A 13,579-nucleotide genomic window follows, 5' to 3' on the forward strand; every position below is an offset into this window, starting at 1 on the left:
CTTAAGAAATAATTAAAATTCAATAATAATGAAATTAAAATCTGTTTTAAAAAATCTAGCTATTGTATTAGTTGTCATAACCGCATCTAACACATTAGCGCAAGATGGTTTTCAAGGTCAAGCTATCTACATGTCCAAAACAACCATAGATATGGATAATTTTGGTGGTCGTGAGATGAGTCCAGAGCGTAAAAAAATGATCATGGAACGTATGAAGAGTATGCTTGAAAAAACATACATTTTAGATTTTAATAAAACAGAATCTATATACAAAGAAGACGAAGCGCTTGAAGCACCAGGTGGACCAGGTGGTTTTAGAATGGGTGGTATGTCTGCTGGACCTGTGTATAAAAATGTAAAAGAAAACAGATTAGTACAAGATCAAGAATTCTTTGGAAAGCAATTTTTAATTAAAGACAGCTTGCCAACATTAGAATGGAAAATGTCAGGTGAGTCCAAGCAAATAGGAAAATACACGTGCTTTAAAGCTACTGCAATCAAAAAAGTAGATGCTGCAGATTGGACAAATATGAGAAGACGAGATAGAAATAAAGAAAAAAAGGAAGGGGAAGAAACAGAAACGACAGAGGTTGAAAAGGATAGTACAAAAACAGATGCACCCAAAGATCCTTTTGAAGAGATAGAGATTCCAAAGGAAATTGAAGTAACTGCTTGGTACACCATGGATATTCCTGTTAATAATGGTCCAGGAGAATATTGGGGACTTCCAGGTTTAATTTTAGAAGTTAACTCTGGTAGAACAACCATTTTATGTAGCAAAATTGTAATGAATCCTTCTGATAAAAATGACATTGATGAGCCTACTAAAGGTAAAGAGGTTTCTATGGAAGAATACCAAGAAACCGTTAAAAAGAAAATGGAAGAAATGCGTGAGATGTTTAGATCTCGAAGAGGAGGCGGACGTCGTAATTAGCAAAACCCAATACAAAACTACCAACCATAAAATTCATGAAACATTTATTTTTATTACTGCTTTTGTTAGTAGTGGGCACTTCATTTAGTCAAGTAAAATTTGAAGGCGTTGTAAAAGATAGTACAGGAGTGGGCTTAGAGCTAGCTAATATTGTAGCTATTAACCAAGCAACCAAAACATTAGAAGCCTATGCTATTACTAATGATAAAGGTCGCTACAAATTAGATTTAGAGGTTAATTCTACTTACACAATTCAGGTAAGTTATATAGGGATGAAACAAATCTCTGAAACAGTAGAAACTAAAGAAGCTAGCATTAATAAAGACTATGTTATGTCTTATGATAATAGTCTAGACGAAGTAGAAATAACTTACGAAATGCCTGTTACCATTAGTGGAGATACAATTACTTATAATGCAGACTCCTTTAAAAACGGAACAGAACGAAAACTTGGTGATGTACTAGAAAAACTACCTGGAGTTGAGGTAAATGATGAAGGTGAAGTAGAAGTTGAAGGTAAAAGAGTAGGAAAAGTTATGGTTGATGGTAAAGAGTTTTTTGATGGAGACACAAAATTAGCAACCAAAAATATACCTGCAAATGCTATTGATAAAGTGCAGGTTTTAAAAAACTATTCTGAAGTTGGGCAGCTTAGTGGTGTAACCAATAATCAGGATAATATAGCTATTAATATCAAGTTAAAAGAAGGAAAGAAAAACTTTTGGTTTGGTACTGTTACTGCTGGTGCAGGAAGTTCTAGTAATGGAGAATTATATTTAGCACAACCCAAATTATTTTATTATAGCCCTAAAAAAAGTATCAATTTTATTGGTGATTTAAATAATATTGGAGAGTTGGCTTTGTCTCGTCGAGATATTTTTAATTTTTCTGGTGGTTTCCAAATGCCTAGCCAACAAAGTGGTACTAATATAAGCTTAGGTAGCAACGATTTAGGATTTAGACAACTTCAAAATAATCAAGCAAAGGATATTAATACTAAGTTTGGAGCCGCAAATTTTAGCTACTCACCAAAAACCACATTAGATGTAAGTGGTTTTGCCATATTTGCAAGTAGCAGAATAGAGTTGCAAGAAAATAGTTCTGTATTTTATACAGATCAAACTTTAGGTATTCCTGACGAAAACACACAAAGCAATACCAAGCAAAAAAGTGATTTAGGATTATTTAAATTTAGCACAAAATATAAGCCAAATCCTAATAATCAAATGGATTATGACATCCTTGGGCGCGTCTCTAAAGATGAGCAGTTAAATGGTACATTCTCAAACGTTATTGGGCCTATCAATCAATTTGAAGATGCCAATCCTTACAAGATAAATCAAAGCCTAAATTATTATTATACTTTAGATGAGGATAATATTTTTGCGTTATCTGTTCAGCATTTACTACAAGATGAAGATCCTTTTTATAATGCTATTTTAGAAAACGATCCTACTGCATCTACAGATCCGTTTGATGACACAGCTCAAGGGTTAGGATTAGATGGTACACAAGTTAATTACAATGTTAACCAAGAAAAACGTGTAAAAACAAATCAATTAGATGCTAAGCTTGATTATTGGAATATTTTAAATAAAAAGAGCGATATTAATTTTACGTTAGGTACTATTTATAGTAATCAGCAATTTGACTCTAATATATTTCAGGTGCTAGATGATGGGTCAGAACTGGATACTAATACCGTAATACCTGGTGTATCTGATGTTAATGATATAAAGTATACGTTTAGCGATTTGTATTTAGGTTTGCATTACCGTTTTAAAACCGGTAAATTTACTATTAGCCCAGGATTATCAGGTCATGCGTACAGTGTAGTAAATAACCAATTTGGTACAAAAACTACAGATAACTTTTTTAGAGTATTACCAGATCTAAATGTACGTGTGCAATTAAAGGGAACAGAGAATTTAAACTTATCTTACAGAATGCAAACCCAATTTACAGATGTAAACCAGTTTGCTAGAGGACTAGTTTTAAATAATTATAACTCTACGTTTATTGGAAATCCAATTTTGGAAAATTCGTTATCGCATAACGTTAATCTAAGTTATTTTAGTTTCAATATGTTTAATTATACCAATGTTTTTGCTTTTATCAATTACTCAAAAAATATAGATAATATTAGAAATCGTTCAGTATTTCAACCAGGTTCTGTTATTAGAAGTAGCACACCTTTTAATTCGGGTCTTGAGGATGAAAGTTTAAATGCTAGTGGACGTTTTCAAAGACGTTTTGGTAAGTTACAAGCAAGTGTGAGAGGAAGTTTTGGATATTCAAAATTTAATCAGTTTATTAATAATCAAATTTCTGTAAACGAAAACTATAATCAAAGTTACACGACAGAATTACGTTCAAACTTTAGAGAAGCGCCAAATTTTGAATTACGTTACACCTACGGAGTTAATAATAGCGATCAAGGAAGTAGAAGAACAAAAATATATACTAACGCTCCAGCAGTAGAGTTTGATGCATTAATATTTAAAGCCTTTACCTTTAAAACAGATTATACGTATAGCAGACAAACCATTGATGGAAATAGTAATAGTTTTGGATTGTGGAATGCCAATTTAGCTTACAGAAAAAGTAACGACAGCAAATGGGAGTATGAGTTAAAAGCTACCAACTTATTAGATACATCTTCTAGATTACAAAATAGTAATGGTGCTTTTTCAGTAAGTACTAGTGAGTATTTTATTCAGCCTAGATTTGTAACATTCAGGTTTATATATAATTTATAGAACCTTCAACATCATAGAATTTAAATCCCTTTTAATTTAAGTTAGAAGGGGTTTTTTATTACCACTCGTTAATACGATTAGAGTCTAATTTTATAAATATGAAGACCAAAATAGTGAATCCCCAAAGTCCAGAACCACCATAACTAAAAAAGGGTAGAGGTATACCAATGGTTGGAATTAAGCCCATAACCATACCTATATTTATCATAAAATGAAGAAACAAAATAGAGCCTACAGCATAACCATACATTCGACTAAATTGAGTCTTTTGTCGCTCGGCTAAAATTAGAATTCGTATAATTAAAAGCAAAAAAACAAGTACAGTTAAGAAGCTTCCAATAAAACCCCATTCTTCACCAACAGTACTAAAAATATAATCTGTTTCTTGCTCTGGTACAAAGTTTCCTGTAGTACGTGTGCCTTCCAGAAATCCTTTACCTTTAAAACCACCACTACTTATGGCTTTTTCAGATTCGTTAAGGTTGTAGGCAACTGTTTTTTTCATTTTTTCCAATTTCTCTGGATCATTTTCTAAACTTAACCAAACTGTAATTCTGTCCTTTTGGTGTTCTGGTAAAATATTTTCATAAAAAAACCGAACTCCAAATGCCAAAGCTGTACTAAGAAATAAAACAGTAATAGGTTGTAAAATAGAAGGTCTTTTTTTTCTAGTAAAATAATAAAGTGCAACAAGAGTCGTAGTAATTAATAAAGTACTTGTTATACCAAATTTTAAAGAAAAAATTGATAATGCAATTAATAATGCACCAACTATTAAATATATATGCGGTAAACCCTCTCTATATAATACGAAGAAAAAGGCTCCATATACTAATGTGCTTCCTGCATCTGGTTGTAGTAATACTAATAAAGCTGGTAGTGCTATAATTGCAAGTGTTTTAAGCTGATCATTAAATTTTTTTATATCTGTATTTAAATCGCTAACATATTTAGCTACAGCTAATGCAGTAGCGACTTTAGCAAATTCACCTGGTTGAAGCGTGAATGAGCCTATTGGATACCAAGAAGTGGCTCCATTAATGTTTTTACCAAATACAAATAAACCAGCAAGCAACAGTAGTGAGGCTAGATAAATAATACTTGAAAACCGTTCGTAAAATTTTCCGTTAATAGATAAAATAAAGACTATTAATACCAATGAAAAGCCAATAAAAATTAGCTGCTTGCTGTATAATTTTGATAAATTGAAGTATTCAATCGTTTCTCCACCATAAGTGGCAGATAAAATATTTAACCAACCAAATCCAACTAAAATAAAAAATAGGATAATAGTTAACCAATCAAATTTATAATGTCTATCAGTTTGTCTCATTGGTTGGTTTAGGTACAACTTGTAGTTGTGTTTCTCCGTTTATTTTAAATGGTTCACCAGAGTAAGGTTTAGCATATTCATTTTCTAAACTATGGGTTAATATCCAACTTTCTAAATCGGTTCTACTGATGCTTCCTTTTAAATATTTTTCAATCATTAAACTTGCCATTCTACCAGCAAATCGACTTCCCCAATAGCCATTTTCTACAAATACTGCTATTGCAATTTTAGGGTTGTCTTTTGGTGCAAAAGCAACAAATATTGAATGATCTGTAAGCTGAGTTTTTACTCCATCTATTTTTGCAAAATTTTCTGCAGTCCCTGTTTTACCACAAATATCAATACCTTCAACCTGTAAGTTTTTAGCAGTTCCTTTATTGTAAACGTCAAACATACCTTGTATAACTGGTTCAAAATGTTCTCTATCTATTGTGGTATATCTTGGTGTAGTGTATTTTTTGTCAATGGTTTCTCCTTCAACGTTTTTGATAATATGGGGCGTGTAAAAATAACCTCTATTAGCAATTGCAGCAACCATATTGGCTAGTTGTATTGGCGTAGCTTCAACTTCACCTTGTCCAATAGCATTTGAGGTCATGAATGTAGAACTCCACCGGTTTTTACCATACCATTTATCATAAAACTTACTGTCTGGAATACGTCCTTTTCTTCCAACCACTAAGTCATAACCCAAATAATTACCTAGACCAAAACTTTTAGCATGGTTACTCCACGTATCCATACCTTGTGTTGCAGTAGGGTATTTTTCGATTATACGTCTGTAGACATTCACGAAGTAAGCATTACAGGATTCGTAAATTCCAACATTCATGTTTACTGGACTTTTATGACTGTGACAGCCATGAAGCTTTCTGCCATTATAATAATAGCCTAGTTTACAAGAAAATTGCTCGGTTGTATTAACAACGTCTTCTTGAAGGCCAATTAATGCATTAATGACTTTAAAAGGTGATCCAGGTGCGTATTGTGCTTGCAAGCTTCTGTCAAAAGTCGGATTAGCAATAGAGTCGTTATATAATTTGGTAAAATTTTTAGAGCGATCTCTTCCAACCAAAATATTAGGATCGTAACTTGGACCAGAGACTAATGCAAGAATTTCGCCTGTTTTTGGGTCTAAAGCAATGATTCCGCCACGTTTGTTGGTCATCAATAATTCGCCATATGCCTGTAAAGTAGCGTCGATAGTAATTTTAATGTCTTTTCCTGCTTCTGGTAAAGTATCAAACTTACCATCTTTATAAGGTCCTAAATCTCTATTGTGTATATCTTTTTGGATAAACTTTATCCCTTTTTGTCCACGCAAGGTTTTTTCATAGGAAGCTTCTACACCTTGTTTTCCAATGAGGTCACCAGATAAATAGTAGTTATCGTTTTTTATATTTCTATCATTAACTTCACCTATATCTCCTAAAACATTAGCACCAATAGTGGTTTCGTACTTTCTTAAATTACGTTTCTGAATATAAAACCCTTTATATTTACGCATTTTTTCTTGTAATACTGCATAGTCTTCTTTGGATAAGTGAGACACAAATACATAAGGTAATCTAGGAGAGTAGGTATAAGCTTTCTCGTATTTTTTTAAGAAGGTTGTCTTGTCAATTTTTAAAAGGTTACAAAACTCTATGGTATCTAATGGTTCAACTTCTCTTGGAATAATCATGACATCATACGATGGTTGATTAGACACCAACAACTTACCATTTCTGTCATAAACAAAACCACGTTTAGGATAATCAAAGACTTTTCTTATGGCATTATCTTCGTAAAGATTAGTTGAAGCTCCTTTGTAAATTTGAAGGTATAGTAATCGTCCTGTAAAAACAATTCCTACACTTACCACCAATAAAAGAAGTAATAGTTTTCTCATTTAGATTTTGTACTAAAAATAGTTGTTATTAATATACAGAGTATTATTGTGAATATACCTGAAAACAACGTGTTTTGTAACACAAAAAGTATCTTTGAAATGTTAAAAATTTCAAACAGAAAATAAATAAAATGATGGATAAAAGTTAAAATAGAGATGTAGGTTAGTTTTTGACCAAAATCTATATTATTAAACTTAAGTGCTTGATGCTCGTAAACAGCACCAAAACTAAATTTTAACACAGCTGGTCTGACAAATGCAGTAATTAAAGCAGCAGTAGCGTTTATTCCGCCAGAATCCATAAATACATCAATTATTAAACCTAATAAAAAGCTTAGAAATAAAAATAGAATACGGTTGTTTTTTACAGGGTATAACACTATAAACAACAAGTAAATGTATGGGTTGATGTAGCCTAAAAAATTAATCTTGCTAAACAATAATACCTGAAGTAAAATAAGTAAAACAAACCTAATAGTATGTATGGATAGCAGACTATTCATTAGTATTTAACAAAGCATCAATTAGTGGTTTATCCATGTTTTCAATAACACTTACATGTTCTAAATTAGTCATATCATTAAATAGTTTGACTTCTATTTCAAAATAATTTTTAGTAATGTCTAGTTTGAAATTTTCAACTTGTCCAACTAAAATTCCTTTAGGAAAAATGGCTGAACGTCCAGAAGTTATAATGGTATCTCCTTTTTTAAGTTGAGCATTTTTTTGAATATCTGTTAATTGGACATATTTAGGTGATTGTCCATTCCAACTTAATGTTCCAAATTGATTTGTCTTTTTTAATTGCGCACTAATTTTATTGGTCGTATTTAAAACGGAAATAACTGTAGCATATTTACTATTGGTATTATCGATAATACCAATAACTCCTTTTGATGAAATTACTCCTAGATCTGCTCTAATGCTATCATTTTCTCCTTTGTTAATGGTTAAATAATTATTTTGAAGTGAATAGCTATTTTTTATAACGTTAGCAGGTATAAATTTATATTGTACATCAAAAGTAGTTGTGTCAATATAACTAGTTGTGGGATCTACTTTATTGTGTATTAAAGCTCTTAATCTAGTGTTTTCTTCTTGTAGTTTTTTATTTTCTTCTTTTAAATTAAAATAACTACTTACAGAATGACTCAAACCATAAATACCTCCAGTAATTGAGTTAGCAGAATTAATAAATTTACTTTTATGGTAGGAGTGAGATTGAATGGTTAAGCTTACAGATACTAATAACAACAACAAGAAAAACAAAAATGTTTTGTTTCTAAGTATAAAATTTACAATCTGTTGCATTTAGTTGTTATTACTACTTTATCAATACGCTTTTGTATTTTGGAATATTTTTAAGTGTAATTCCTGTACCTCTTACTACAGCACGTAATGGATCTTCTGCAATATAAACAGGTAAGTCTGTTTTTTGTGATAAACGTTTGTCTAAACCACGTAACATAGATCCACCACCAGCAAGATAAATTCCTGTGTTGTATATATCTGCTGCTAATTCCGGAGGCGTTTGCGATAAGGTTTCCATAACAGCATCTTCAATACGTAAAATAGATTTATCCAGTGCTTTAGCAATTTCTCTGTAGCTAATTTGAACCTGCTTTGGCTTACCTGTTAATAAATCTCTACCTTGTACACTCATGTCTTCTGGTGGAAGGTCTAAATCTTCGGTAGCAGCACCAATTTGTATTTTAATTTTTTCTGCAGTACGCTCTCCAACGTATAAGTTGTGTTGTGTACGCATATAATAAATAATATCGTTTGTAAAGACGTCACCTGCAATTTTTACAGACTTGTCACATACAATTCCACCTAATGCAATAACTGCTATTTCAGTGGTACCACCACCTATATCTACAATCATATTTCCTTTAGGTTGCATAATATCTACACCAATACCAATTGCAGCAGCCATAGGCTCATGGATTAGGTAAACTTCTTTACCATTAACACGTTCTGCACTTTCTTTTACAGCTCGCATTTCTACTTCTGTAATCCCAGAAGGAATACAAATTACCATGCGTAAAGCAGGTGTGAATAATTTCTTTTTTAACGCTGGAATATTTTTGATGAACAGACTTATCATCTGCTCAGACGCATCAAAATCCGCAATTACACCATCTTTTAACGGTCTAATGGTTTTGATGTTTTCGTGGGTTTTACCTTGCATCATATTGGCTTCTTGTCCAACTGCAATTATTTTTCCGCTAATACGGTCGCGAGCAACTATGGATGGTGCATCGACAACCACTTTGTCGTTATGTATTATTAATGTGTTGGCAGTACCTAAATCTATTGCGATTTCTTCTGTCAGGAAATCAAAAAATCCCATGTGTTATTAGTAATTATAAGGCGTTATTAAAAAGATGTTGTAAAAGTAATAAAAGTATGGTAATATAAGGATTTAATGCCTTATAAATTTAATTATCCTCACATAAATAATAGATACGTTAAAAATTGAATTTTAGATGTTTTTGCTTTCGCGGAAATTGAGCTAGGCTAATTGTATTTTGTTGTTTACTCATTAAAAAGTTTAGTTCACTCAATTAAGATTTTTACTACCAATATCTATCAATAAGTTTGAGTAAACTAAAAAAAAAAATTAAACCTTAAAACAATGAAACACTTTACACTTATTTTATTTGCTTTTGCTACATTAAGTAGCTATTCTCAATCTGATAGCTATTCTCAATCTGAAAAAAATGACACAGCTTATCTAGAAACTACTGCTGTCAAAGATTCTTTAGTAGTTCCTGATAGGATTTATTTATCAATTATTGTTAGAGAAAAAGACACAAGAGGAAAAGAGTCTGTTGAAGTATTAGAACAAAAAATGGAAGAGACACTAAAATCTATTAATATCGATATTGAAAAGCAACTTTTTTTATCGGACGCTTCATCAAACTTTAAAAAGTATTTTTTAAAGAAAAAGGATGTGCTAAAAGAAAAAGTATATTCACTTTTAATATATGATGCTATAACTGCTGGAAAAGTTATTATGGAGTTAGAATTAATAGGTGTTTCAAATGTATTTCTTACAAAAACTGAATATTCCAAAACAGAAGATTTAAAAATTGAGCTTAAAAAGTTAGCAGTTATTAAAGCAAAAAAACAGGCAAACATTATGGTTGAACCTTTAGGGCAAAAAATAGGAAAAGCGGTGCGTCTCTCTGATTCAAACTCCTTAGTAACAAGTGCTTTAAGTGGAAATGCTTCTGGAATTGTAATTAGAGGAACTAGTTCAATTTATGGGAGTAGAGCATATCAACCTATTAGCATTGATTTTGAAAAAATTAAAATAGAAAGTGCAGTTAGCGTTAGATTTGAATTAAAATAAAATAAAAAAAACTTCAGATATTACACTGAAGCTTTTTTGTAAATATTTAGTAGATCCTTTTTTTCAAAGGGATTTATTTAATGCTTAAAATGTCGTGTCCCTGTCATAACCATTGAGATATTGTTGTCGTTACAATAATCAATACTTAATTGATCTTTTATAGAGCCTCCAGGTTGGATAACACTAGTGATTCCTGCATTATCTGCAATTTCTACACAATCTGGAAACGGAAAAAACGCATCACTTGCCATCACACTTCCTTTTAAATCAAATTTAAAGGATTGCGCTTTATGTATAGCTTGGTTTAACGCATCTACACGACTAGTTTGTCCTGTACCACTTGCACATAATTGCTTGTTTTTAACCAATACTATAGTATTAGATTTAGTGTGTTTGCAAATTTTTGAAGCAAAAATTAAATCTTCTAATTCTTGTGCTGAAGGTTTCGTGATAGTTGCATATGTTAAATCTTCTATAGCATCTGTTTTATTATCTCTGTCTTGTACTAACACACCGTTTAAGCATGTTCTAACCGTGGTTTGTGCTAAAGCAGCATCTTTTAAAACTAAAAGTATTCTGTTTTTCTTTCCTTTTAAAATGGTTTCAGCTTCAGCTGAAAAAGAAGGAGCTATTACCACCTCGCAAAATAAATTATGAATATCTGTAGCACAAGCTGCATCAATTTCAACATTACTAATTAAAATTCCGCCAAAAGCTGATACTGGATCACCAGCTAACGCATCTGTATAAGCTTGATGCACTGTATCGCGTTGTGCAAAACCACATGCATTATTATGTTTTAAAATGGCAAAGGTTGGTTTTTCGTCTTTAAATTCTGCAATTAAATTAACTGCTGCATCAACATCCAGAAGGTTATTGTAACTTAAAGCTTTACCATGCAATTTAGTAAACATCTCGTCAAAATCTCCAAAGAAAAATCCTCGTTGATGCGGATTCTCTCCATAGCGTAACACTTGTCCTTTTGTTTCAGATAGTTTTAATGACGCAATCTCATGATTGGCGTTAAAATAATTAAAGATTGCCGAGTCGTAATGTGATGACACATTAAATGCTTTGGCAGCAAAACGTTTTCTGTCGTCTTCAGATAAGTTTCCTTTTTTATCTGTAATTAGCTCTAAAAATTCAGCATAATCATTAACAGAAGACACACAAATAACATCTGCATAATTTTTAGCAGCAGCACGAATTAAAGAAATACCACCAATATCAATTTTTTCAATAATGTCTTGGTTGGAAGCTCCAGAAGCTACTGTTTTTTCAAACGGATATAAATCTACTATAACAACATCTATTTGAGGGATATCAAAGTCTTTCATTTCTTTAATATCACCATCATGATTTTGACGGTTTAAAATACCACCAAACACCTTAGGGTGTAATGTTTTGACACGTCCACCTAAGATTGAAGGGTAAGACGTTACATCCTCTACAGGAACAACGTTTATACCTAAATTTTTTATAAAAGTTTCAGTGCCACCTGTAGAATAAATGGTTACCCCTTGTTTGTTTAACTCTTTAACAATAGGCTCTAAACCGTCTTTGCTAAATACTGAGATTAATGCAGATTTAATTGTTTTGTTGCTCATTATAGTTGTGTTAATAAGCAAGCAAATTTAAATAAAATGAAATTGTTTTAGTTAAAAACTGACTTTGTCTTTTCAACTAAAACAACTAGTTATTAACATCTAAAGTAGTTTAGCAACTTTAGCACAAACAAATTCTAAAAAGCGTTCATCTGCTTCTGTAAAAGGATCTGGAGTGTTAGAGTCGATGTCTATTTGTCCTATATTTTCACCATTTACAAAAATAGGAATAACTATTTCTGCTTTTACAGTAATACTACAAGCAATATAATTATCCTGTGCTGCAACATCTGGTACCACAAAATTTTGATTACTTACAGCTACTTGACCACAAATGCCTTTTCCAAACGGGATAATGGTATGGTCTGTAGGTTCTCCAACATATGGTCCCAGTTTTAATTCGTTTTTATCTCCATTTTTAAAATAAAAACCTACCCAGTTATAGTGATCTATATTAGCTTCTAGTAATTTACAAATCTGTAATAATTTGTCATCTGTGGAAGAAGTATTAGAAACTATGGTTTCTATTTGAGGTTTTAAAGTGTCAAAAGTCATTTCTGTAAAAATTTTGGTAAAAGTATTTAAAAAGGCGTAATTTCAACCTTTAAAAAACATAAAATAGCGTTTATTTATTGAAAGATTTAATTGTTACATACAAACCAGTTATAAAGTTTATACTTACGTTTCTGTTAGTATATGGCGTATTATCTTTAGCTTATAATTTTTATTTAGATGCGTCTAAAGACGGAACATATCATCCAGATTATATCACTAATTTAGTCGCAAATCAATCTAAAGACTTACTAGAAAATGTAGGATACAATACTAAAGTTTTACCACATCCAGATGAGCCTTCCATGAAATTAATTGTTAGAGGCAAATATTTAGCACGAGTCATAGAAGGTTGTAATGGAACCAGCATTATTATTTTATTTATATCGTTTATTATAGCATTTTCTGGACGTTTTAAAACCACTTTCTTTTATATTTTATCAGGAAGTGTTCTAATCTATGTTGTTAATTTACTTAGAATTGTCATTTTATCCATTGGATTGTTTCATTATCCATGGCGAAAAGAAGAATTGCATACCGTAATTTTTCCAGGAATTATCTACGGAATGGTATTTTTGTTATGGATGTTTTGGGTAAATCGTTTTTCAAAACTGAATCAAAAAAATGAGTAAGTATTATAAATATATTTGGATTGCTTTTCTATTTATTTTACTGGCTTTAGTAAGATGGTTTGAAAACGAATTGTTTTATGATCCCTATTTGTTATTTTTTCAAAATGACTATTTATATATAGACTCTCCAAGGCAAGAAGTTTTTAAATTAGTAGTCTTTACAAGCTTAAGGTTTTTAATAAATACTACTCTATCACTTTTAATTTTATATCTTTTTTTTAAAGACAAAAGTGTGGTTAAGTTTGCAATGTTAGTTTATATCATTTCATTTATAATTCTAATAGTATTTTACTTGTATTTTGTTTTAGATCCAAAACAAGAAAACTATTATTTATTTTTTAATATTAGACGCTTTTTAATACAACCACTACTATTATTGTTGCTGCTACCGGCTTTTTATTACAATAGACTAATAAATTAATGGTTTTTAATACGTAACTATTTGATAACCAGTTTTGTGTATTTTATCGAATAAATTTACTTTATATTGTATTTTAACTATAATATATGCATTTA

General features: G+C 31.2%; 12 protein-coding genes. 5 read left to right on the forward strand and 7 right to left on the reverse strand.

All coding sequences use genetic code 11. The features are described 5' to 3' along the window. Positions 1–28 precede the first annotated feature (28 nt). A complete protein-coding gene (locus tag Ollyesu_RS07520; RefSeq protein ID WP_279300621.1) occupies positions 29–934 on the forward strand; it encodes a GLPGLI family protein in 906 nt (301 codons plus the stop codon). Between the two features lie 35 nt (positions 935–969). Further along, entirely contained in the window at positions 970–3,693 is a 2,724-nt protein-coding gene (locus Ollyesu_RS07525) for a TonB-dependent receptor (protein ID WP_279300622.1), read from the forward strand. Positions 3,694–3,751: 58 nt separating this feature from the next. Here Ollyesu_RS07525 and rodA read toward each other — a convergent pair whose 3' ends face one another. The 5 genes from rodA to Ollyesu_RS07550 are packed head-to-tail and all read right to left on the reverse strand — an operon-like array spanning position 3,752 to position 9,270. Next, the gene (gene rodA / locus Ollyesu_RS07530; protein ID WP_279300623.1) at positions 3,752–5,026 is read right to left on the reverse strand and encodes a rod shape-determining protein RodA; all 1,275 of its coding nucleotides are present in this window, start codon (positions 5,024–5,026) and stop codon (positions 3,752–3,754) included. Next, entirely contained in the window at positions 5,013–6,917 is a 1,905-nt protein-coding gene (gene mrdA / locus Ollyesu_RS07535; protein ID WP_279300624.1) for a penicillin-binding protein 2, read from the reverse strand. Before mrdA ends, rodA begins: the two co-directional genes overlap by 14 nt. Further along, positions 6,914–7,420 carry a rod shape-determining protein MreD gene (locus Ollyesu_RS07540; RefSeq protein WP_279300625.1) on the reverse strand — a complete coding sequence of 169 codons (507 nt, stop codon included), beginning with the start codon at positions 7,418–7,420 and terminating at the stop codon, positions 6,914–6,916. Before Ollyesu_RS07540 ends, mrdA begins: the two co-directional genes overlap by 4 nt. Further along, complete coding sequence (mreC, locus tag Ollyesu_RS07545; RefSeq protein WP_279300626.1) at positions 7,413–8,228, reverse strand: rod shape-determining protein MreC; 816 nt, start codon at positions 8,226–8,228, stop codon at positions 7,413–7,415. The genes Ollyesu_RS07540 and mreC overlap by 8 nt, the downstream gene beginning before the upstream one ends. A gap of 13 nt (positions 8,229–8,241) precedes the next feature. Then, on the reverse strand, positions 8,242–9,270 hold the full coding sequence (locus Ollyesu_RS07550; RefSeq protein WP_028283484.1) for a rod shape-determining protein: 1,029 nt from the start codon (positions 9,268–9,270) through the stop codon (positions 8,242–8,244). Positions 9,271–9,555: 285 nt separating this feature from the next. Between Ollyesu_RS07550 and Ollyesu_RS07555 the strand changes: the two genes are divergently transcribed. Then, positions 9,556–10,275, forward strand: coding sequence for an SIMPL domain-containing protein (locus Ollyesu_RS07555; protein ID WP_279300627.1), 720 nt, complete (start codon positions 9,556–9,558; stop codon positions 10,273–10,275). 77 nt (positions 10,276–10,352) lie between these two features. On the opposite strand, the gene purH is transcribed toward Ollyesu_RS07555, so the two are convergent. Both purH and Ollyesu_RS07565 read right to left on the reverse strand, forming a co-directional pair. After that, a complete protein-coding gene (purH, locus tag Ollyesu_RS07560; RefSeq protein WP_279300628.1) occupies positions 10,353–11,882 on the reverse strand; it encodes a bifunctional phosphoribosylaminoimidazolecarboxamide formyltransferase/IMP cyclohydrolase in 1,530 nt (509 codons plus the stop codon). Between the two features lie 99 nt (positions 11,883–11,981). Next, positions 11,982–12,434, reverse strand: a complete 453-nt coding sequence (locus Ollyesu_RS07565) for a GAF domain-containing protein (protein WP_279300629.1) — start codon at positions 12,432–12,434, stop codon at positions 11,982–11,984. Between the two features lie 77 nt (positions 12,435–12,511). Between Ollyesu_RS07565 and xrtF the strand changes: the two genes are divergently transcribed. Both xrtF and Ollyesu_RS07575 read left to right on the forward strand, forming a co-directional pair. Beyond that, positions 12,512–13,063 (forward strand): exosortase family protein XrtF, encoded by a 552-nt coding sequence (gene xrtF, locus Ollyesu_RS07570; RefSeq protein WP_279300630.1) that lies wholly within the window; start codon positions 12,512–12,514, stop codon positions 13,061–13,063. Continuing rightward, positions 13,056–13,484, forward strand: a complete 429-nt coding sequence (locus Ollyesu_RS07575; RefSeq protein WP_279300631.1) for an exosortase F system-associated protein — start codon at positions 13,056–13,058, stop codon at positions 13,482–13,484. Before xrtF ends, Ollyesu_RS07575 begins: the two co-directional genes overlap by 8 nt. Positions 13,485–13,579: the final 95 nt, after the last annotated feature.

Source organism: Olleya sp. YS, from assembly GCF_029760915.1.
Classification (GTDB): domain Bacteria; phylum Bacteroidota; class Bacteroidia; order Flavobacteriales; family Flavobacteriaceae; genus Olleya.

Bases quoted from the DNA above. Each gene is read 5' to 3' on its own strand.
- Ollyesu_RS07520 (WP_279300621.1), top strand. From the start codon at position 29: ATGAAATTAAAATCTGTTTTAAAAAATCTAGCTATTGTATTAGTTGTC.
- Ollyesu_RS07525 (WP_279300622.1), top strand. From the start codon at position 970: ATGAAACATTTATTTTTATTACTGCTTTTGTTAGTAGTGGGCACTTCA.
- rodA (WP_279300623.1), bottom strand. From the start codon at position 5,026: ATGAGACAAACTGATAGACATTATAAATTTGATTGGTTAACTATTATC.
- mrdA (WP_279300624.1), bottom strand. From the start codon at position 6,917: ATGAGAAAACTATTACTTCTTTTATTGGTGGTAAGTGTAGGAATTGTT.
- Ollyesu_RS07540 (WP_279300625.1), bottom strand. From the start codon at position 7,420: ATGAATAGTCTGCTATCCATACATACTATTAGGTTTGTTTTACTTATT.
- mreC (WP_279300626.1), bottom strand. From the start codon at position 8,228: ATGCAACAGATTGTAAATTTTATACTTAGAAACAAAACATTTTTGTTT.
- Ollyesu_RS07550 (WP_028283484.1), bottom strand. From the start codon at position 9,270: ATGGGATTTTTTGATTTCCTGACAGAAGAAATCGCAATAGATTTAGGT.
- Ollyesu_RS07555 (WP_279300627.1), top strand. From the start codon at position 9,556: ATGAAACACTTTACACTTATTTTATTTGCTTTTGCTACATTAAGTAGC.
- purH (WP_279300628.1), bottom strand. From the start codon at position 11,882: ATGAGCAACAAAACAATTAAATCTGCATTAATCTCAGTATTTAGCAAA.
- Ollyesu_RS07565 (WP_279300629.1), bottom strand. From the start codon at position 12,434: ATGACTTTTGACACTTTAAAACCTCAAATAGAAACCATAGTTTCTAAT.
- Ollyesu_RS07575 (WP_279300631.1), top strand. From the start codon at position 13,056: ATGAGTAAGTATTATAAATATATTTGGATTGCTTTTCTATTTATTTTA.